General features: G+C 64.2%; 20 protein-coding genes. 16 read left to right on the top strand and 4 right to left on the bottom strand.

Features of this window, described 5'->3' with window-relative positions:
• The first annotated feature begins 37 nt into the window (after positions 1-37).
• From C8K58_RS26155 to C8K58_RS26135, 5 genes are all read left to right on the top strand, one after another.
• Complete coding sequence (locus C8K58_RS26155; RefSeq protein WP_108574607.1) at positions 38-871, top strand: alpha/beta fold hydrolase; 834 nt, start codon at positions 38-40, stop codon at positions 869-871.
• Positions 868-2,349, top strand: coding sequence for an aldehyde dehydrogenase (locus tag C8K58_RS26150; protein WP_108574606.1), 1,482 nt, complete (start codon positions 868-870; stop codon positions 2,347-2,349). The genes C8K58_RS26155 and C8K58_RS26150 overlap by 4 nt, the downstream gene beginning before the upstream one ends.
• A gap of 12 nt (positions 2,350-2,361) precedes the next feature.
• On the top strand, positions 2,362-2,847 hold the full coding sequence (locus C8K58_RS26145) for a flavin reductase family protein (protein ID WP_027603601.1): 486 nt from the start codon (positions 2,362-2,364) through the stop codon (positions 2,845-2,847).
• A 130-nt stretch (positions 2,848-2,977) separates the two neighbouring features.
• Positions 2,978-3,730: a GntR family transcriptional regulator gene (locus C8K58_RS26140; RefSeq protein WP_027603600.1), complete on the top strand. Its 753-nt coding sequence runs from the start codon at positions 2,978-2,980 to the stop codon at positions 3,728-3,730.
• Between the two features lie 2 nt (positions 3,731-3,732).
• Positions 3,733-4,296, top strand: coding sequence for an NUDIX hydrolase (locus C8K58_RS26135; RefSeq protein ID WP_108574605.1), 564 nt, complete (start codon positions 3,733-3,735; stop codon positions 4,294-4,296).
• 139 nt (positions 4,297-4,435) lie between these two features.
• Here C8K58_RS26135 and C8K58_RS26130 read toward each other — a convergent pair whose 3' ends face one another.
• Complete coding sequence (locus C8K58_RS26130) at positions 4,436-4,729, bottom strand: DUF1330 domain-containing protein (RefSeq protein WP_027603598.1); 294 nt, start codon at positions 4,727-4,729, stop codon at positions 4,436-4,438.
• Positions 4,730-4,798: 69 nt separating this feature from the next.
• Here C8K58_RS26130 and ribBA point away from each other — a divergent pair, with 69 nt between their 5' ends.
• The 5 genes from ribBA to C8K58_RS26105 all read left to right on the top strand — a co-directional run bounded on the left by ribBA (position 4,799) and on the right by C8K58_RS26105 (position 10,064).
• Entirely contained in the window at positions 4,799-5,908 is a 1,110-nt protein-coding gene (gene ribBA / locus C8K58_RS26125) for a bifunctional 3,4-dihydroxy-2-butanone-4-phosphate synthase/GTP cyclohydrolase II (protein WP_108574604.1), read from the top strand.
• A gap of 228 nt (positions 5,909-6,136) precedes the next feature.
• Positions 6,137-7,162 carry an ABC transporter substrate-binding protein gene (locus tag C8K58_RS26120; RefSeq protein ID WP_027603596.1) on the top strand — a complete coding sequence of 342 codons (1,026 nt, stop codon included), beginning with the start codon at positions 6,137-6,139 and terminating at the stop codon, positions 7,160-7,162.
• Positions 7,159-8,076 carry an ABC transporter permease gene (locus C8K58_RS26115; RefSeq protein ID WP_053139514.1) on the top strand — a complete coding sequence of 306 codons (918 nt, stop codon included), beginning with the start codon at positions 7,159-7,161 and terminating at the stop codon, positions 8,074-8,076. The genes C8K58_RS26120 and C8K58_RS26115 overlap by 4 nt, the downstream gene beginning before the upstream one ends.
• Before the next feature lie 6 nt (positions 8,077-8,082).
• Positions 8,083-8,892, top strand: coding sequence for an ABC transporter permease (locus tag C8K58_RS26110; protein WP_108574602.1), 810 nt, complete (start codon positions 8,083-8,085; stop codon positions 8,890-8,892).
• A gap of 17 nt (positions 8,893-8,909) precedes the next feature.
• Positions 8,910-10,064: an ABC transporter ATP-binding protein gene (locus C8K58_RS26105; RefSeq protein WP_027603594.1), complete on the top strand. Its 1,155-nt coding sequence runs from the start codon at positions 8,910-8,912 to the stop codon at positions 10,062-10,064.
• 115 nt (positions 10,065-10,179) lie between these two features.
• Here the strand turns inward: C8K58_RS26105 and C8K58_RS26100 are convergent, their stop codons facing one another.
• The 3 genes from C8K58_RS26100 to C8K58_RS26090 are packed head-to-tail and all read right to left on the bottom strand — an operon-like array spanning position 10,180 to position 12,595.
• The gene (locus tag C8K58_RS26100) at positions 10,180-10,920 is read right to left on the bottom strand and encodes a PAS domain-containing protein (RefSeq protein ID WP_027603593.1); all 741 of its coding nucleotides are present in this window, start codon (positions 10,918-10,920) and stop codon (positions 10,180-10,182) included.
• Positions 10,921-11,580 carry a response regulator gene (locus C8K58_RS26095; protein WP_027603592.1) on the bottom strand — a complete coding sequence of 220 codons (660 nt, stop codon included), beginning with the start codon at positions 11,578-11,580 and terminating at the stop codon, positions 10,921-10,923.
• Positions 11,549-12,595, bottom strand: a complete 1,047-nt coding sequence (locus C8K58_RS26090) for an ATP-binding protein (RefSeq protein WP_027603624.1) — start codon at positions 12,593-12,595, stop codon at positions 11,549-11,551. The genes C8K58_RS26095 and C8K58_RS26090 overlap by 32 nt, the downstream gene beginning before the upstream one ends.
• Positions 12,596-12,844: 249 nt before the next feature.
• Here C8K58_RS26090 and C8K58_RS26085 point away from each other — a divergent pair, with 249 nt between their 5' ends.
• The 6 genes from C8K58_RS26085 to C8K58_RS26060 are packed head-to-tail and all read left to right on the top strand — an operon-like array spanning position 12,845 to position 18,691.
• Entirely contained in the window at positions 12,845-13,291 is a 447-nt protein-coding gene (locus tag C8K58_RS26085) for a dimethylamine monooxygenase subunit DmmA family protein (protein ID WP_027603591.1), read from the top strand.
• The gene (locus C8K58_RS26080; protein ID WP_027603590.1) at positions 13,288-14,217 is read left to right on the top strand and encodes a PDR/VanB family oxidoreductase; all 930 of its coding nucleotides are present in this window, start codon (positions 13,288-13,290) and stop codon (positions 14,215-14,217) included. The genes C8K58_RS26085 and C8K58_RS26080 overlap by 4 nt, the downstream gene beginning before the upstream one ends.
• Positions 14,218-14,228: 11 nt before the next feature.
• On the top strand, positions 14,229-15,245 hold the full coding sequence (locus C8K58_RS26075; protein ID WP_027603589.1) for a DUF3445 domain-containing protein: 1,017 nt from the start codon (positions 14,229-14,231) through the stop codon (positions 15,243-15,245).
• Between the two features lie 30 nt (positions 15,246-15,275).
• Positions 15,276-16,406: an aminomethyltransferase family protein gene (locus tag C8K58_RS26070; protein WP_027603588.1), complete on the top strand. Its 1,131-nt coding sequence runs from the start codon at positions 15,276-15,278 to the stop codon at positions 16,404-16,406.
• A 30-nt stretch (positions 16,407-16,436) separates the two neighbouring features.
• The gene (gene purU, locus C8K58_RS26065) at positions 16,437-17,303 is read left to right on the top strand and encodes a formyltetrahydrofolate deformylase (RefSeq protein ID WP_108574601.1); all 867 of its coding nucleotides are present in this window, start codon (positions 16,437-16,439) and stop codon (positions 17,301-17,303) included.
• Positions 17,304-17,323: 20 nt separating this feature from the next.
• Complete coding sequence (locus C8K58_RS26060; protein ID WP_108574600.1) at positions 17,324-18,691, top strand: NAD(P)-binding domain-containing protein; 1,368 nt, start codon at positions 17,324-17,326, stop codon at positions 18,689-18,691.

Below are 18,691 nucleotides of genomic sequence, written 5' to 3'. Positions count from 1 at the left end.
AAGACCGGCCAAAACAAAAAGCATGCAGGAGCGCTCCATGATTCGGCTCACCGCTGAACGCACCCCGGCTGGCACCAGTTATCTGGCGACCGGCCAAGGCCAGCCTGTGGTTTTGATCCACGGCGTGGGCCTGAATAAAGAAATGTGGGGCGGGCAAGTCGTTGGCCTGGCCACGAATTACCGCGTGATCACCTACGACATGCTCGGCCATGGCGCCAGCCCGCGCCCGGCCGCCGGCACGCCGCTGCTGGGGTATGCCGACCAGTTGCTGGAGCTGCTCGACCACCTGCAATTGCCCCAGGCCACGGTGATCGGTTTTTCCATGGGCGGCCTGGTCGCCCGGGCGTTTGCCCTGCACTACCCCGAGCGCCTCACATCCCTGGTAGTGCTCAACAGTGTGTTCAATCGCAGCCCCGAACAGCGTGCCGGCGTGCTCGCACGCACCGCCCAGGCCGCCGAACACGGCCCGGATGCGAATGCCGAAGCTGCGCTGTCGCGCTGGTTCAGCCGTGAATACCAGGCGGCCAACCCGGCGCAGATCGCCGCCCTGCGTGAAACCCTGGCGGGCAATGACCCCCAGGGCTACCTGACCACCTACGAACTGTTTGCGACCCAGGACATGTACCGCGCCGACGACCTCAAGGGCTTGCGCGTACCGACCCTGGTCGCCACCGGCGAACTCGACCCCGGCTCAACCCCGGAAATGGCCCGGCAACTGGCCGATCGTATTCCCGGCGCCACCGTTGCGGTGCTGGCCGAGCAACGGCATATGATGCCGGTAGAATCGCCACGCCTGGTCAACCAGCTGCTGCTGGGCTTCCTCGACACGGTGTACGCCCAAAACAATCCAATCAAGGGGATCGTTGCATGACACTCGCACGCTTCCAGATGTGCATCGGCGGTGAATGGGTCGATGCCCTGTCCGGCAAGACTTTCGACAGCCTCAACCCGGCCCTGGCCGAACCCTGGGCGCAACTGCCCGACGCCGATGAAGCCGATGTGGAGCGCGCCGTGCAGGCCGCCCAAACCGCCTTCGACAGCCCGGCCTGGCGCGGCCTCACCGCCACCGCACGGGGCAAATTGCTGCGCCGCCTGGGTGACCTGATCGCCGAGAACAAGGAGCAACTGGCCCAGCTGGAAAGCCGCGACAACGGCAAGTTGATCCGCGAAACCCGTGGCCAGGTCAGCTACCTGCCGGAGTTCTTCCACTACACCGCCGGCCTGGCCGACAAGCTCGAAGGCGGCACCCTGCCGCTGGACAAGCCGGACCTGTTCGCCTACACCGTGCACGAAGCCATGGGCGTGGTCGCCGCGATCATTCCGTGGAACAGCCCGCTGTACCTGACCGCGATCAAACTTGCGCCGGCCCTGGCGGCGGGCAATACCATCGTGATCAAACCGTCGGAACACGCCTCGGCGACCATCCTCGAACTCGCGCGCCTGGCCCTTGAAGCCGGGATCCCAGCGGGCGTGGTCAACGTGGTCACCGGCTACGGCCCCAGCACCGGCGCCGCCCTCACCCGCCACCCACTGGTGCGCAAGATCGCCTTCACCGGCGGCGCGGTCACGGCCCGCCATGTGGTGCGCAGCAGCGCGGAGAACTTCGCCAGGCTGTCCCTGGAACTGGGCGGCAAGTCACCCAATATCATCTTTGCCGACGCCGACCTCGACAGCGCCATCAATGGTGCGATTGCCGGGATTTATGCGGCGTCCGGGCAGAGCTGCGTGTCCGGTTCACGCCTGCTGGTGCAGGATGAAATCTACGACGAATTCGTCGAGCGCCTGGTGGCACGCGCCCAGCGCATCCGCATCGGCAACCCCCAGGACGACGCCAGCGAAATGGGGCCCATGGCCACCGCGCAGCAACTGGCCGTGGTCGAGGGCTTGGTCGCCGATGCCATCGCCGAAGGCGCGCGCCTGCGCACCGGCGGCAAACGCCCGCAGAACCTCGGTGAGGGCTGGTTCTATGAGCCGACCTTGTTCGAGTGCGACAGCAACTCGATGAAGATCATGCAGGAAGAAGTGTTCGGCCCGGTGGCCTCGGTCATCCGTTTCAAGGACGAAGCCGAAGCGCTGGCCATCGCCAACGACTCGCAGTTCGGCCTCGCCGCCGGCATCTGGACCCGCGATCTCGGCCGCGCCCACCGCCTGGCGCGGGACGTGCGCTCGGGGATCATCTGGGTCAACACCTACCGCGCCGTGTCGGCCATGGCGCCTATCGGCGGCTTCAAGAACAGCGGCTACGGACGCGAAAGCGGCATCGATTCGGTGCTCGCCTACACCGAGCTGAAGACGGTGTGGATCAACCTCTCCCAGGCGCCCATGCCTGATCCTTTTGTGATGCGTTAAGAGACCCCGACCATGATCGAACCCGGCATTTACAAAGACGTCATGAGCTCATTCCCTTCGGGCGTCACGGTGGTCACCACCCTCGACCCGGACGGCGGCATCGTCGGCATTACCGCCAGTGCGTTCAGCGCGCTGTCGATCGACCCGGCGCTGGTGCTGTTCTGCCCCAACTATGGGTCGGACACCTACCCGATCCTGCGCGACAGCAAGCGCTTCGCGATCCACTTGCTGTCCGCCGACCAGACCGCCGAGGCCTATGCTTTCGCCAGCAAAGGCAAGGAAAAGGCCAAGGGTATCGAGTGGCACCTGAGCGAGTTGGGCAACCCGCTGCTGGCCAAGGCCACGGCGATCATCGAGTGCGAACTGTGGCGCGAATACGACGGCGGCGATCACGCGATCATCGTCGGCGCGGTGAAGAACCTGATCCTGCCCAAGGAACCGGTCACGCCGATGATCTACCACAAGGGCAAGCTGGGCCCGCTGCCGGCCCTGGCCTGAGGCGCGCGGGGGCCGTGAGGGTTTGTCGCTTAAGGAACGCAGCATGATAAACTTGGGCACGATTTTCGGCCCTCAATCGGCCCCGGCCGGCCGAGGCCTCCAGTTAACCGCCAAATTCAGAGCAGACCCCATGAAACGCGCGCCCCTCGACGACAGCTTCAAGGTCAATCACAACCCGGTCACCCTGCGCGAAATCGTGCTGGAAAAACTGCGCAGCGCCATCATGAACTTCCAACTGCTGCCCGGTGACCGCCTGGTGGAGCGCGACCTGTGCGACCGCCTCGGCGTCAGCCGCACCTCGGTACGCGAAGCCTTGCGTCACCTGGAGTCCGAAGGCCTGGTGGAATTCGCCGATGCCAAGGGCCCGCAGGTGGCGATCATCACCCTGGCCGACGCCGTCGACATCTATGAACTGCGCTGCGTGCTCGAAGGCTTGATCGTGCAATTGTTCACCCTGCGCGCCAAGGCCAAGGACATCAAGGCCCTGGAAAAAGCCCTGGAAGAAAACCGCAAGGCCCTCAAGGACGGTGAGCTGCAACAGGTCATCGACTCGGTCCAGGGCTTCTACGACGTGCTGCTCGAAGGTTCGGGCAACCATGTGGCGGCCACCCAGTTGCGCCAGCTGCAAGCGCGCATCAGCTACCTGCGCGCCACCTCGGTGTCCCAGGAAAACCGTCGCGGCACCAGTAACCAGGAAATGGAACGCATGGTCCAGGCGATCAAGAGCGGCGACCCGCTGGCGGCCCACCAGGCCTGCGTCGATCACGTGCGTGCGGCCGCCGCCGTGGCCCTGGACTACCTCAAGCGCAAACAGGAAGAAACCGGCAAGATTCCGGAAATCACCCTGCCCATCGCGCTGAAAGAACCGCGCATAGGTCACTGACCTTGGCCAGCCCCAGCTTTTGCCCGACATGCGGCGGCAGTGACCTCGGTCACCAGCTGCCACCGGGCGATACCCATGAGCGCCTGATGTGCCGGGGCTGCGGCTATATCCACTACATCAACCCCAAGATCATCGCCGGCTGCATCATCGAGCAGGACGGCAAATACCTGCTGTGCCAACGGGCGATCCCGCCCCGCCCGGGCACCTGGACCTTGCCTGCCGGCTTTATGGAAGGTGGCGAAACCACCGAGCAGGCGGCGTTGCGTGAAGTCTGGGAAGAAAGCGGCGTACGCGCCGAGATCGTATCGCCCTACTCGATCTTCAGCGTGCCGAAAATCAGCGAGGTGTACATCATCTTCCGCGCCATCGCGCTGGAGATCACCGGCCAGTTCGGCCCGGAAACCCTCGACTACAAGTTCTTCGCGCCCGAGGAGATTCCCTGGGAGAGCATCTACTACCCGGCGATCCGGCAGATTCTCGAACGGTATATCGAGGAACGCCAGGCTGGGGTGTATGGCATTTACATCGGCAATGATGACAGCGGCAAGATTCATTTCATCCGCTGACCGCACGGCCAAACACGGATCAACATGTGGGAGGGGGCTTGCTCCCGATAGCGGTGTATCAGTCAGCATCCTTGTAGCTGACAGATCTCTATCGGGAGCAAGCCCCCTCCCACATTTGGCCCATGTTCGGCCTGATGACCTAGGGCGCCAGCCCTTCCACGATGATGATCTGCGCCAGCCCCACCCCTTCACGGTGCGCCTTCGCCTCCTGATATTCAGCGGACTCATAACACGCCACCGCCTGCTCATAGCTCTCAAACTCAATCACCACATTACGCTGACGTGCCGGCCCGCCTTCCATTGCCTCGCTGCGCCCGCCCCTGGCCAGGAACCGTCCGCCAAACTTTGCAAACGCCGCCGGCGCGCGCTGGGTGTACTGCGTGTATTGCTCGGCATCGGACACATCCACATGGGCAATCCAGTAGGCCTTCATCGTGACATCCTCTTGTTGAGTTTTTGTGGTATACCATAATACATACAACCAACAAATCGAGCACTCTCCATGTCCTTCAACAGCATCGCAGACATCATCGAAGACTACCGCCAAGGCAAGATGGTGCTCCTGGTGGACGACGAAGACCGGGAAAACGAAGGCGACCTGTTGCTGCCTGCGGCCTGCTGCACCGCCGAGACTATCAGTTTCATGGCCCGCGAAGCCCGTGGCCTGATCTGCCTGACCCTTACCGACGAACACTGCCAGCGCCTTGGCCTGGAACAGATGGTGCCGAGCAACGGCAGCGTGTTCAGCACCGCGTTTACCGTGTCCATCGAAGCCGCCAGCGGCGTGACCACCGGCATCTCCGCCGCCGACCGCGCACGCACCGTGGCAGCGGCCGTCGACAGCAATGCCGGGCCGGCCGACATCGTGCAGCCGGGGCATATCTTCCCGTTGCGCGCCAAGGACGGCGGCGTGTTGACCCGCGCCGGCCACACTGAAGCCGGCTGCGACCTGGCGCGCCTGGCCGGGCACACCCCCGCATCGGTGATCGTCGAAGTGATGAACGATGACGGCACCATGGCCCGCCGCCCCGACCTGGAAATCTTCGCGCGCAAGCACGGCATCAAGATCGGCACCATCGCCGACCTGATCCACTACCGCCTCAGCACCGAACGCACCGTGGTGCGCATCGGTGAACGCGACCTGCCCACGGTGCACGGCACGTTCCGCCTGATCACCTTTGAAGACCGCATCGACGGCGGCGTGCACATGGCAATGGTGATGGGCCAGTTGCGCCGCGATACCCCGGCGCTGGGGCGCGTGCATGTGATCGACCCGCTGCGCGACCTGGTCGGTGCCGACTACAGCGGCCCGTCCAACTGGACGCTGTGGGCGGCCTTGCAACGTGTCGCCGCTGAAGGCAGCGGCGTGGTGGTGGTGCTGGCCAACCATGAGTCGTCCCAGGCGCTGCTGGAACGCGTGCCGCAACTGACCCAGGCACCGCGCCAGTTCAACCGCTCGCAGTCGCGCATCTATTCCGAAGTGGGCACCGGGGCGCAGATCTTGCAGGACCTCGGCGTCGGCAAGCTGCGTCACCTCGGCCCGCCCCTCAAATACGCCGGGCTGACCGGCTACGACCTGGAGGTGGTCGAGAGCATTCCCTTCACCGAATGACGGATAACCGGTAAGGCAAAATGCTTGCACAAAGTTTGGAATACCATAATATGATATTCCATAGACCGAACGCTTCCGCCAAGTGCGCCCGCCAGGGAGAGCACCAATAACAGCCCTTGGCACGGTCGCCTTTCGGGGTCTCGATTAGAGGCCCCCGATGGACCTACTGCTCCCGATAGGCGGGCATTACCAAGCCCGCTCAATAACAAAACAAATGAGGGCGTGAAAATGGTGTTGAACAAACGTGCAACCGCGGTGCTGTTCGCGGGTTTATTGGCCACGGCCACTCACGCGGCCATGGCGGCCGAAAGCGTCAACTTCGTGAGCTGGGGCGGTAGCACCCAGGATGCGCAGAAGCAGGCCTGGGCCGACCCGTTCAGCAAGGCCAGCGGCATTACCGTGGTCCAGGATGGCCCCACCGACTACGGCAAACTCAAGGCCATGGTCGAAAGCGGCAACGTGCAGTGGGACGTGGTGGATGTCGAGGCCGACTTCGCCTTGCGCGCCGCCGCCGAAGGCCTGCTCGAACCCCTCGACTTCTCGGTGATCCAGCGCGACAAGATCGACCCGCGCTTCGTCTCCGACCATGGCGTGGGCTCGTTCTTCTTCTCTTTCGTGCTCGGCTACAACGAAGGCAAGCTCGGCGCCGGCAAGCCCCAGGACTGGACCGCGCTGTTCGACACCAAGACCTACCCCGGCAAACGCGCCCTCTACAAATGGCCAAGCCCCGGCGTGCTCGAACTGGCGCTGCTGGCCGACGGCGTCCCGGCCGACAAGCTCTACCCCCTGGACCTGGACCGCGCCTTCAAGAAACTCGACACCATCAAGAAAGACATCGTCTGGTGGGGCGGCGGTGCGCAGTCACAACAGTTGCTGGCGTCCGGCGAAGTCAGCATGGGCCAGTTCTGGAACGGTCGCATCCACGCCCTGCAGGAAGACGGCGCGCCCGTGGGCGTGAGCTGGAAGCAGAACCTGGTCATGGCTGACATCCTCGTCGTGCCTAAAGGTTCGAAAAACAAAGCGGCTGCGATGAAGTTCCTGGCCAACGCCAGCAGCGCCAAGGGTCAGGCGGATTTCTCCAACCTGACCGCCTATGCACCGGTGAACATCGACAGCGTGCAGCGCCTGGATTCGGTGCTCGCGCCGAACCTGCCGACCGCCTACGTCAAGGACCAGATCACCCTCGATTTCGCCTACTGGGCCAAGAACGGTCCGGCCATTGCGACACGGTGGAATGAATGGCTAGTCAAATGAAAATGACGGCAACCACACCGACCGGGAGCGCCCTCGGCGCTGCCGGCGCGGTTTCGCCCAAGGCCGGGGCGCCCTCCCTGGCGCAGCGTTGGCGGGGGTCGAGCAACCTGATCCCGGCCCTGCTGTTCCTCGGCCTGTTCTTCCTGGCGCCGCTGATCGGCCTGTTGCTGCGCGGCGTACTGGAACCCACGCCGGGCCTGGGCAATTACGAACAGCTGTTCGCCAACTCGGCCTATGCGCGGGTGCTGCTCAACACCTTTTCGGTGGCGGGCCTGGTGACCCTGTTCAGCCTGCTGCTGGGCTTTCCGCTGGCCTGGGCGATCACCCTGGTGCCGCGCGGCTGGGGACGCTGGATCCTGAATATTGTGCTGCTGTCGATGTGGACCAGCCTGCTCGCCCGCACCTATTCCTGGCTGGTCTTGCTGCAGGCCTCCGGGGTGATCAACAAGGCGCTGATGGCCATGGGCATCATCGATGTGCCCCTGGAGATGGTGCATAACCTCACCGGCGTGGTGATCGGCATGAGCTACATCATGATCCCGTTCATCGTGCTGCCGTTGCAGGCGACCATGCAGGCCATCGACCCGATGATCCTGCAGGCCGGCTCGATCTGCGGCGCGAGCCCGTGGACCAACTTCTTTCGCGTGTTCCTGCCGCTGTGCCGGCCGGGGTTGTTCTCCGGCGGCCTGATGGTGTTCGTGATGTCCCTCGGTTACTACGTCACCCCGGCGCTGCTCGGCGGTGCGCAGAACATGATGCTGCCCGAGTTCATCATCCAGCAGGTGCAATCGTTCCTCAATTGGGGCCTGGCCAGTGCCGGCGCCGCGTTGCTGATCTTCATCACCCTGGTGCTGTTCTACTTCTACCTGAAGCTTCAGCCGGAATCCCCGGTTGGCGCCAGCAACGCGAGGTAAGCCGTCATGCTCCTGACTCCCAATGCCATGAGCCGCAGGATGCGCTTGGGCCTCTACACCACCACCGGGTTGATCGGCCTGTTCCTGCTGCTGCCGATCGTGTTTATCGTGCTGCTGTCGTTCGGCTCGTCGCAATGGCTGGTGTTCCCGCCGCCGGGCTGGACGCTGAAATGGTACGGCCAGTTCTTCTCCAACGCCGACTGGATGAACGCGGCCATGGCCAGCCTCAAGGTGGCCGTGCTGACCACCGTATTCGCCGTCGCCCTCGGCCTGCCCACCGCCTTTGCCCTGGTGCGCGGGCGCTTCCCCGGCCGTGAATTGCTCTACGGCCTGTTCACCCTGCCAATGATCGTGCCGCTGGTGATCATCGCCGTGGCGGTGTACGCGCTGTTCCTGAAGCTTGGCTACACCGGCACGCTGTTCGCCTTTGTGGTCAGCCATGTGATCGTGGCGCTGCCGTTCACCATCATCTCGATCATCAACTCGCTGAAACTGTTCGACCAGTCGATCGAAGACGCGGCGGTGATCTGCGGCGCCTCGCGGTTGCAGGCAGTGTTCAAGGTGACCTTTCCGGCGATTCGTCCGGGGATGGTCGCCGGTGCGCTGTTCGCTTTCCTGGTCTCGTGGGACGAAGTGGTGCTCAGCGTGATGATGGCCAGCCCGACCCTGCAAACCCTTCCCGTAAAAATGTGGACCACCCTGCGCCAGGACCTGACGCCTGTGATCGCCGTCGCGTCGACGCTGCTGATCGGCCTCTCGGTGCTGGTCATGGTGATTGCCGCCGCCGTTCGCCGGCGTACCGAAACCCGCGCTTGAGCGCCGAGGAGAAGAACATGAGTGCAGTGATCAACGATGTCGCGCAGAGCCATGGCCAACCCCTGGTCAGCCTGCGCAACCTGAACAAGCACTACGGCGAATTCGCTGCCGTGGACAACATCTCGCTGGACATCCGGGACGGCGAATTCCTCACCTTCCTCGGCTCCAGCGGCTCGGGCAAAAGCACCACGCTGTCGATGCTTGCCGGCTTCGAAACCCCAAGCAGCGGCGAGATCCTGGTCAGCGGCCAATCGCTGGTCAACGTACCGCCGCACAAGCGCGACATCGGCATGGTGTTCCAGCGTTACTCGCTGTTCCCGCATTTGTCGGTGCGCGACAACATCGCCTTCCCCCTGGCGATTCGCAAACTGGCCAGCGCCGAACGCGACAAGCGCGTCGACGCCATGCTCAAGCTGGTGCAGTTGGAACAGTTCGCCCATCGCCGCCCTTCGCAATTGTCCGGCGGCCAACAGCAACGGGTCGCCATCGCCCGCGCGCTGGTGTACGAACCACGCATCCTGCTGATGGACGAACCCCTCGGCGCACTCGACAAGAAGTTGCGCGAAGACCTGCAGGACGAACTGCGTCAACTGCACCGGCGCCTGGGCATCACCATCGTCTACGTGACCCACGACCAGGAAGAAGCCATGCGCCTGTCCCAGCGCATCGCGATTTTCAGCCACGGCAAGATCGTCGGCCTGGGCAGCGGCTTCGACCTGTACCAGAACCCGCCGAACGCGTTCGTAGCGTCGTTCCTCGGCAACTCCAACTTCCTCAAGCTCAAGGCCCAGGGCAATGCCGTGGCGGCGTTCGAAGGCCAATCCGTGTCGATCCGCCTGACCAGCGGGTTGCACACCGAGCAGGAGGTGCTGCTGATGGTACGCCCGGAAAAAGCCCTGGCGCTGAGTGTCGAACAGGCCGCAGAGCAATCGTTGGCAGCGGGCTGGAATGAAGTGTCGGCGATTGTGGGTGAGGTGCTGTTCCTCGGCGAGAGCCAGACCTGCACAGTGAAAACCCTCGGCGGCACATCGATGACGGTCAAGGCGCTGTCCGCTGCGGGCATGCCCCTCAAGGCCGGCGACCCGGTGCGTGTGCGCTGGGCGACGGCGGATGCGTGCGTGTATACGCAGTGGGCGGAGAGTGATCTGAACAAGGCCGCAGGCGCGCATTGAATTCCATGTGGGAGGGGGCTTGCCCCCGATAGCGTTGTGTCAGTTAAAGATGCATTCACTGACACGCCCTCATCGGGGGCAAGCCCCCCTCCCACATTTGAAGCGCGTTTATCCGTCAACTCTTGCGCTCGAAAATCGCCCCCTCGATCCCCAACACCTCACGGGTATCCGCATAAATCCCCACGCCCTTCTCCCACACGTGCTTGATCGAGCGGTCGGCGCAGCGAATCCGGTAATTGAGCTCGAACGGCTCCTGCCGTGACAACGCATATTGCACCTCGCGCCACACATAATCGGCGTCCTGCGCCAGGATCAGGCTGTTGTAGGTGAACTCATGGTTGTCCACCAGTCGCTCAGCGGGGTAACCGGTCAACTCCAGGCAGCCGGCGCTGACGAATTCCATGGTCCAGTCGCGGTTGTTGCGGCCGCGATAGATCAGGCCCGGCATGCTGTCGAGCAAGCTCATGCTGCTGCGCTGGCTGGCCTGCCAGGCGATTTCGCGGCGCTTGTGGGCAGTAACGTCCCCGGCCACCAGGTAGAAGCCTTGGGGGCCGCGCTTGAGGCTGATCTCGAACCAGCGCAGTTCGCCACTGGGGTGCACAAAGCGCAGCCGCTGGTTGAATGAGGTGTCGGGGCGGCGACGCAGTTCATTCAGGGCCTGGCGCCATAGCGGGCGGTCTTCCTGGTGCACGTAGTCCATCAGGTTGCGCTCCGCGCCCGGCGCGCCCATCAACTCGGCCCAGGCCAGGTTGAAGTGGGCGATCTGACCGTTGTCGCGCAGTTGCAATAAGGCGGCGGGAAAGCAATCCATCAGGTCAATCGGCGGCGGCGCAAACGCTTCGGGGCTGTCCCTCATCTAGTGGCGCTCCTCGTGTTTCATCAAGGCACCGCTGTGCACCCAGGCCGCCAGCTCCAGGCGCGAATGCAGGCCGAGCTTCTGCAACAGGCTGCGCACGTAGATTTTCACCGTGCCGTCGCTGATCCCCAGTTCCCTGCCGATCTGTTTGTTACTCATGCCGGCGGCGATCAGCGCCAGGGTCTGGCCTTCGCGCTCGGTGAGGTTTTCGCTGCCCACAGCTTCACACGCTTGCGTGGGCTCGGCCTGGTCGGCGAGCAAGGCAATCAGGCTCGAGTCCAGTACGATCGCGCCCTTGTGGCAGTTGCGCATATACGCCAGCAACGCATCCGGCTCGGTTTCCTTGAGCACATAACCGCTGGCGCCCAGGCGCAAGGCCGTGAGCAACTCGGCGCGGTCCATGGAGGCGGTGAGCACCACCACCTGGCAATCCAGATGCAACTGGCGCAGTTCATCCAGCACCTGCAAACCGCTGAGGCCAGGCATGTGCAAATCCAGCAGCACCTGTTGCGGCGTCAGGCTCACGGCCAGGTTGATGCCCTCGCGGCCGCTGGCCGCCTGCCCCACCACTTCGAAGTCGCCGCTGGCATCGAACAACTGCGCCAGGCCCTTGCGAAACAACGGGTGATCATCGATCAGTAATAAGGTCGTGCAGCCCATCGAGACTCCCCTGTGGCAGATCGTGGTGGCGGCGCAGGCCAAGGTGCACGCGCACCCCGTGCGGGCGGATCGCTTCTATGCTCAGCCGCGCGCCGATGCTGGCGGCGCGCTCGCGGATAATCGCCAGGCCGAAATGGTTGTGCTCGTCGCAGGCCGGGATCAAGCCGATGCCATCGTCTTCCACCGACACCGAGGCGTCGCCGTCCTGGGTCTGGCGCAGTTCGATGCGCACGTGGCGCGCGTGGGAATGCCGCACCGCATTGGCCAGGGCCTCGCGAATGATCTGCAGGATCTGCAATTCGGTTTCCGGGCTCAGGGCGTCGTCGGCCAGGCGGTTGTCGAGTTCGAAGACGATGATGCAGCGCCGCGAGAACTCCGCGACGGAGTCGGCCAGGGCCTGACGCAGCGAGCGCCCGTCCATGGTCAGGCGCGCACTGGTGATCAGCTCGCGCACCTGGCGTTGCAGTTGGCTCAGGCCGGTGCACAGGTCCTGCAGTGCCGGCTCGCCCAGTTGCGACTGCAAGCCATGGGCCTGGAACGACAGGTAACCCAACTGCTGCGCCACCGAATCGTGCAGTTCACGGGCCAGGGCACCGTGGCGGGAGGTCGCCTGTTTGCGCTGCTGTTCACGGGTTTGACTGCGCAGGCGCACGCTCACACCTACCGCCTGCGCCGCCTCTTCCAGTAGCTGGCGCCAACTGCCACCGGCGCGCCGGGGAGTGTCGAGCAGCAATGCGCCCTTTTCACCCTCGGGCAAGGCGCACACCAGACGGTGCACGCCCCGTTGCCGGCACGGTCCGCAGGCTTGGGGGGCGTCCGTCACGCTGGCGTCGCGCCAGGGGCAACGCGCGACCGCCTGGCAGCCGTCGACCCACCCTCGTCGCGTCGGGCCCAGGTCTTCGCCGCCGAGGATCAGGTTGAGCCTGGCAGGCGGCAGCAGTGCGTCGAAACGGTCCAGGAAACCTGACAAGGCACCGTCAGCGTGCAGGGGCAACCCGGCCAACAACCTGCGCACGCTGCGCGCCTGTTCGGGGCGTACAGGCCCCAACCAGAGCGGCCAGCCTTTTGGTCGTGTCAGCACTCTTCGATAACTCCCCGTCCGGTTGCGCTGCGTGGTCGAAAGGCCCAGCAACTTCCATGCCCCGAATGGTCGGCGCGCAAGGCTTATCTCCAAAGGCATAGCCCTTTTTCCAGATTGAGAAGATTTTCCCCATAGGAAAGTATCTCTCCCAACAGGAAACAAAACTCACCGTGGAGAGCCCCCATGACCCACACCCGCAGCCGCCCCATCGTGGTGATGCAATCAGCCGCCGCCAGCGCAGGGTTCATCAGCGAACTGCACATGCCCGTGCTGTTGAACGGCGAACACCCCGACTTTGCGCGACGCCTGCAACAGGCGCTGGCCAGCGCCACCGTGGGCTGCCGGCTCTACCTGCTGGGCGACGAAGCCTTTATCTGGCGTGTGCACGGCGAGGCCCGCGCCGCTGGCCTGGAAGACGACGAGATCGACATGACCTGCACCACACCCGGCCTGCGCCAGGTGTATTGCGCACACTGCGGCCTGACCCAGGCGGCCGGGCCGGAGCCGCTGTTGAACTGCATCGGCTGCCACGTCGGGCTGGAGGTCCGCACGCATTTTTCCCGGCGCCTGGGGGCGTATCTCGGCGTGTGCATCAACCCCGACCAGCCCTACGCGGGGTTCCAGCCATGAGCGCGGCCCTCAAGGTCCAGGTCAGCGCCGCACGCATGCTCACGCCGGTGGTGCGCGAATTCACCCTGACGCCCGCCACGGGCAGCCTGCCCGGCTTCTCGCCCGGCAGCCATGTGCAGGTGCACCTGCCGCTGGCCGAAGGCACGGTGCGCAACGCCTATTCACTCACCAGCGACCCGGCGCAGCCCCAGCACTACCGCATCGCCGTGCGCCTGCAAGACGCCTCGCGCGGTGGCTCGCAGTACCTGCACAGGCAGGTGCAGGTCGGCGACACCTTGCAGATTTCACCACCGGCCAATCTGTTCGCACCCCATGGCACCGCGCGCCTGCATATCCTCATCGCCGCCGGGATCGGGATCACGCCGTTCATGGCCTATATCGCCGCGATGGAACAACAGCAGGCCGACTTCGAACTGCATTACCTGTTCCGCCGGGGCCTCAGCGACGCCTATCTCGACGAGCTGCAACAGCGTCTCGGCCCGCGCCTGCACACCTACGACCGGCGCCCGGACCTTAACCCAATCCTCGGCAACCGGCCGCTGGGCAGCCACGTCTACACCTGCGGTCCGCAGCCCTTGCTCGAGGCGGTTGAGCAACACGCTGCACGCCTCGGTTGGCCGAGCAGACGTGTGCATTCGGAAGCCTTCAAGGGCGCACAACCCGGCCAGCCATTCGACCTGCAGCTGCTGCGCAGCGGCCGGCGCCTGCGGGTCGAGGCCGAGCAAAGCCTGCTCGAAGCCCTGGAACACGCCGGACTACAGGTGCCCAACCTGTGCCGTGGCGGGGTCTGCGGCCAGTGCATCACACGCCACCAGGGCGGCGCCATCGAACACCGCGACAGCTTCCTCAGCCCGGCCGAGCAGGCCGACTTTCTGATGCCCTGCGTCTCGCGCGGCAGCGGCCCCTGCGTTTCGCTGGACCTATAGGAGTGAGTGCCATGCCCCTGCAAACGAGCCCCGTGCTGAGCTATCGCGACGATTTCAGCTTTCGCAACAGCCCGGCAGCGATCCGGCGTTTCCCCTTTCCCTTTATCGAGGACAGCTACCTGTACTCGGTAAACATCGAACCGGCCATCTCCCGCGACCCCGGCTCGATCTATGAGCACGCCTTCGACATCGACGAGCACTACCGCTCGGAAATGGCCGAGCGCGCCCTGGTGCTGGACAAGGACCCGCGCCGCTACCTGGTGATGCCCCACATGCAAGTGGCGGCCTGGGATGCGCTGCAGATGATCATGGAGCACCTGGCCGCCGACTACCCGCAGGCGTTCAGCCTGACGCAAAACGGCGAGCGCTGGCAGTGGCGCAACCACCTGCTGGACATCGACCAGGCCTTCATCTTCGGCGATGCCAGCAGCCTGCCCTGCGCGCCGCTGGAGTACATCGGCCGCCAGGTGCAGGGGGATTTCGCCCTGCTCGACCAGCGCGACGGCGACCTGTACATGGACGCCGGCCTGGTCACCAGCCCGGCCGACTGGTCGCTGGCGTTCGACGCCGGCATGAGTTTCAAGCAATGGCACGCACCGGTGCCCATGGCCCATCAGATGGGCGTGTTCGAACGGGCGCTGAAGTACCTGCTCAACCTGCAGGTCGGCCAGCCGGTACGGCGCTTGAACTGGACCCTGACCATCAACCCGCGCCTGGATTCGTCGCCGGAAACCTTCCATGAGTGGGGCGCCGATCGCGGCCGGATCACTGCGCAGAATGTCGGCCAGCAGGTGCACCTGCGGGTCGAGCTGCAAGTGATGGCGCGCCTGCCGCGCAGCCACGCGGTGATGTTCAGCATCCGCACCTACCTGATCAGCCTGGACGATCTGGTCACACAACCCGGCTGGGGCTGTCGCCTGCACCGCGTGCTGCGCGACCTGCCCGACCCCATCGCCGACTACAAGGGCATGACCCGCTACCGCCATACGCTGGTCGAGTGGCTGAGCCAGTTCGACCCACAGGCCTGACGCCCCTTCTTCTACGACAAGGAACCTCACATGACCCACTCATGGCGTATTTCTGCATTGGCCGACCGGCACCGCGCCCTCGGCTCCCACCTCGAAGACTGGAACGGCATGGGCACTGCCTGGACCTACAGCAGTGACCTCGCCGACCACCACCAGGCGATCCGCACCCGCGCCGGCCTGATGGACGTATCCGGCCTGAAAAAAGTCCATTACGTGGGCCCCCACGCCGAGAGCCTGTTGCAGTGGGCCACCACCCGCGACATCGCCAAGCTCTACCCGGGCAAATCGGTGTACGCCTCGATGCTCGACGAGGACGGTAAGTTCGTCGATGACTGCATCGTCTATCGCACCGGCCCCAACGCGTTCATGGTGGTGCATGGCGCCGGCACCGGGCATGAAATGCTCGTGCGCTCGGCCCAGGGCCGGCAAGTGGCGGTGCTGTTCGATGACGACCTGCACGACCTGTCGCTGCAAGGTCCGCTGGCGGTGGATTTCCTCGCCGAACACGTGCCCGGCATCCGCCAGCTGGCGTACTTCCACCACCTGCAAACCCGCCTGTTCGACCGCCCGGTGATGATCTCGCGCACCGGCTACACCGGCGAACGTGGCTATGAGATTTTCTGCAAGGCCGCCGATGCGCCGTTCCTGTGGGACAGCATCCTCGAACAAGGCGCGAGCCTGGGGATCATTCCCTGCGCCTTCACCGCCCTGGACTGGCTGCGGGTGGAAAGCTCGCTGATGTTTTTCCCCTACGACAACTCGCAGATGTACCCCTTCGCCGACCAGAAGGCCGGCGACACCCTCTGGGAAATGGGCCTGGATTTCACTGTTTCACCTGGCAAGAACGCCTTCCGTGGCGCCGAAGAACACCTGCGCCTGCGCGGCCAGGAGCGCTTCAAGATCACCGGCGTGCTGCTTGAGGGCGTCCGCGCCGCCGAGGCCGGCGACACCGTGTGGCAGGGCAACCAGCAAGTCGGCGTGATCACCTGCGGCATGTATTCGCGCCTGAGCAAACGCTCGATGGCCATCGCGCGCATGAGCGTCGCCTGTTCCGAACCCGGTATTGCCTTGCAGGTTCGCGGCAGCCTCGAGGCCAGCGCCAGCACCCACGCCCTGCCCTTCGACGACCCGCAAAAAACCAAGCGCACGGCCAAGGGCTGAGCCTTCCTTCACGCAATTCAGGAGCCTTCGATGGACGCCTCCCGCGAACATTACATCCTCAAGATCACCTGCCCGGCGACGTCCGGGATTGTCGCCGCGATCAGCGCGTGCCTGGCCCGACAGCAGTGCTACATCAGCGAGCTGGCGCAGTTCGACGATGAGTTCACCGGGCAGTTTTTCATGCGCGCGGTGTTCCGTTTCAACACCGGCGTGACCGGCGACATCGGCGCCCTGCGCAAAGGCCTCGGCGACCTGGCCGGTGGTTTCGACATGCACTGGCAGTTGTTCAGCTCACGCCAACCGACCCGCGTACTGCTGATGGTCAGCAAGTTCGACCACTGCCTCACCGACCTGCTCTACCGCCACCGCAAGGGCGAGATGGACATGCACATCACCGCCGTGGTCTCCAACCACCTGGACCTGCGGGCGATGGCCGAGCGCGAAGGCATCCGCTTCATCTACCTGCCGATCACCCAGGACACCAAGGCCGGCCAGGAAGCCGAGCTGATGCGCATCGTCGAAGACACCCAGACCGACCTGGTGGTGCTCGCGCGCTACATGCAGATCCTGTCCGACGGCCTGTGCCAGCAACTCTCGGGCCGGGCGATCAATATCCACCACTCGTTCCTCCCAGGGTTCAAGGGCGCCAAGCCCTACCACCAGGCCTATGACCGTGGCGTCAAGCTGATCGGCGCCACCGCCCACTACGTCACCAGCGACCTGGATGAGGGCCCGATCATCGAGCAGGAAATCCAGCGCGTCGATCATACCCACCTGCCCGACTCGCTGGTCGCCATCGGCCGCGACACCGAAACCGTGGCCCTTTCCAAAGCCCTGAAATACCACCTGGAACACCGGGTGTTCATCAACCAGGACAAGACAGTGATCTTTCGCTGAAACCTTCAGGAGGCACGCTCATGACCCTACGTGTTGCAATCATCGGCGCCGGCCCATGCGGCCTGGCGCAACTTCGCGCGTTCCAGTCGGCCCGTGACAAAGGCGCCGCCATCCCTGAGCTGGTGTGCTTTGAAAAACAGCAGGACTGGGGCGGCATGTGGAACTACACCTGGCGCACCGGCCTCGACGAGAACGGCGAGCCGGTGCACGGCAGCATGTACCGCTACCTGTGGTCCAACGGCCCCAAGGAATGCCTGGAGTTCGCCGACTACACCTTCGAAGAGCATTTCGGCCGACCCATCGGTTCCTACCCGCCGCGTGAAGTGCTGTGGGACTACATCAAGGGCCGCGTGGAAAAGGCCGGCGTGCGCGACTACATCCGCTTCAACAATGTGGTGCGCCAAGTCACCTTCGACGAACAGAGCCAGCGCTTCACCCTCTACGCCCACGACTACACCAGCGACACCTTGACCTGCGAAACATTCGACTACGTGATCAACGCCTGCGGCCACTTCTCCACGCCCAAGGTGCCGTACTTCCAAGGCTTCGAACAGTTCGCCGGGCGCATCCTGCATGCCCACGATTTCCGCGAGGCGCTGGAGTTCAAGGACAAGGACCTGCTGATCGTCGGCAGCAGCTATTCGGCCGAGGACATCGGCTCGCAATGCTACAAATACGGCGCGCGCAGCATCACCAGTTGCTACCGCAGCGCGCCCATGGGCTATGCCTGGCCGGATAACTGGGAAGAAAAACCGCTGCTCCAGCGCCTGGAAAACAACCGCGCGTACTTTGTCGATGGCAGCAGCAAGCACATCGACGCGGTGATCCTGTGCACCGGCTACAAGCACCACTTCCCGTTCCTGCCCGATGCACTGAGCCTCAAGACCGACAACCGCCTGTGGCCGATGAACCTCTACAAGGGCGTGTTCTGGGAACCCAACCCCCGCCTGGTCTACCTCGGCATGCAGGACCAGTGGTACTCCTTCAACATGTTCGACGCCCAGGCCTGGTATGCCCGCGACGTGATCCTCGGGCGCATTCAGTTGCCCGGCCACGCCGACATGGTCGCCGACAGCCAAGCGTGGCACGCACGGGAACAGGCCCTGGAAACCAACCAGCAGATGTTCGAGTACCAGGGCGCCTATATCCAGCAACTGGTGGACGCCACCGACTACCCGAATTTCGACATCGCCGCCGTCAACGAAACCTTCCTGCACTGGAAGCACGACAAGGCGGAAAACATCATGGGCTATCGCGACAAGTCCTATCGCTCGCTGATGACCGGCACCCAGTCGCCGCCGCACCACACACCGTGGTTGCAGGCCCTGGATGACTCGATGGCGGCGTACCTGGGCGAGCCCGCGACACCCATCAAGTCGGTCGGCTGA

Origin of the sequence: Pseudomonas sp. GV047, assembly GCF_003058245.1 — a bacterium.
Taxonomy (GTDB): domain Bacteria; phylum Pseudomonadota; class Gammaproteobacteria; order Pseudomonadales; family Pseudomonadaceae; genus Aquipseudomonas; species Aquipseudomonas marginalis.
This window is presented reverse-complemented; position numbering and strand designations above follow the sequence as displayed.

What these genes read in the sequence shown, in the direction of transcription:
- C8K58_RS26080 (WP_027603590.1), top strand. Translation starts at nt 13,288, where the DNA reads ATGAGCGCGGCCCTCAAGGTCCAGGTCAGCGCCGCACGCATGCTCACG.
- C8K58_RS26070 (WP_027603588.1), top strand. Translation starts at nt 15,276, where the DNA reads ATGACCCACTCATGGCGTATTTCTGCATTGGCCGACCGGCACCGCGCC.
- C8K58_RS26115 (WP_053139514.1), top strand. Translation starts at nt 7,159, where the DNA reads ATGAAAATGACGGCAACCACACCGACCGGGAGCGCCCTCGGCGCTGCC.
- C8K58_RS26110 (WP_108574602.1), top strand. Translation starts at nt 8,083, where the DNA reads ATGCTCCTGACTCCCAATGCCATGAGCCGCAGGATGCGCTTGGGCCTC.
- C8K58_RS26120 (WP_027603596.1), top strand. Translation starts at nt 6,137, where the DNA reads ATGGTGTTGAACAAACGTGCAACCGCGGTGCTGTTCGCGGGTTTATTG.
- C8K58_RS26105 (WP_027603594.1), top strand. Translation starts at nt 8,910, where the DNA reads ATGAGTGCAGTGATCAACGATGTCGCGCAGAGCCATGGCCAACCCCTG.
- C8K58_RS26100 (WP_027603593.1), bottom strand. Translation starts at nt 10,920, where the DNA reads ATGAGGGACAGCCCCGAAGCGTTTGCGCCGCCGCCGATTGACCTGATG.
- C8K58_RS26140 (WP_027603600.1), top strand. Translation starts at nt 2,978, where the DNA reads ATGAAACGCGCGCCCCTCGACGACAGCTTCAAGGTCAATCACAACCCG.
- C8K58_RS26150 (WP_108574606.1), top strand. Translation starts at nt 868, where the DNA reads ATGACACTCGCACGCTTCCAGATGTGCATCGGCGGTGAATGGGTCGAT.
- C8K58_RS26060 (WP_108574600.1), top strand. Translation starts at nt 17,324, where the DNA reads ATGACCCTACGTGTTGCAATCATCGGCGCCGGCCCATGCGGCCTGGCG.
- ribBA (WP_108574604.1), top strand. Translation starts at nt 4,799, where the DNA reads ATGTCCTTCAACAGCATCGCAGACATCATCGAAGACTACCGCCAAGGC.
- C8K58_RS26085 (WP_027603591.1), top strand. Translation starts at nt 12,845, where the DNA reads ATGACCCACACCCGCAGCCGCCCCATCGTGGTGATGCAATCAGCCGCC.
- C8K58_RS26130 (WP_027603598.1), bottom strand. Translation starts at nt 4,729, where the DNA reads ATGAAGGCCTACTGGATTGCCCATGTGGATGTGTCCGATGCCGAGCAA.
- purU (WP_108574601.1), top strand. Translation starts at nt 16,437, where the DNA reads ATGGACGCCTCCCGCGAACATTACATCCTCAAGATCACCTGCCCGGCG.
- C8K58_RS26095 (WP_027603592.1), bottom strand. Translation starts at nt 11,580, where the DNA reads ATGGGCTGCACGACCTTATTACTGATCGATGATCACCCGTTGTTTCGC.
- C8K58_RS26145 (WP_027603601.1), top strand. Translation starts at nt 2,362, where the DNA reads ATGATCGAACCCGGCATTTACAAAGACGTCATGAGCTCATTCCCTTCG.
- C8K58_RS26075 (WP_027603589.1), top strand. Translation starts at nt 14,229, where the DNA reads ATGCCCCTGCAAACGAGCCCCGTGCTGAGCTATCGCGACGATTTCAGC.
- C8K58_RS26155 (WP_108574607.1), top strand. Translation starts at nt 38, where the DNA reads ATGATTCGGCTCACCGCTGAACGCACCCCGGCTGGCACCAGTTATCTG.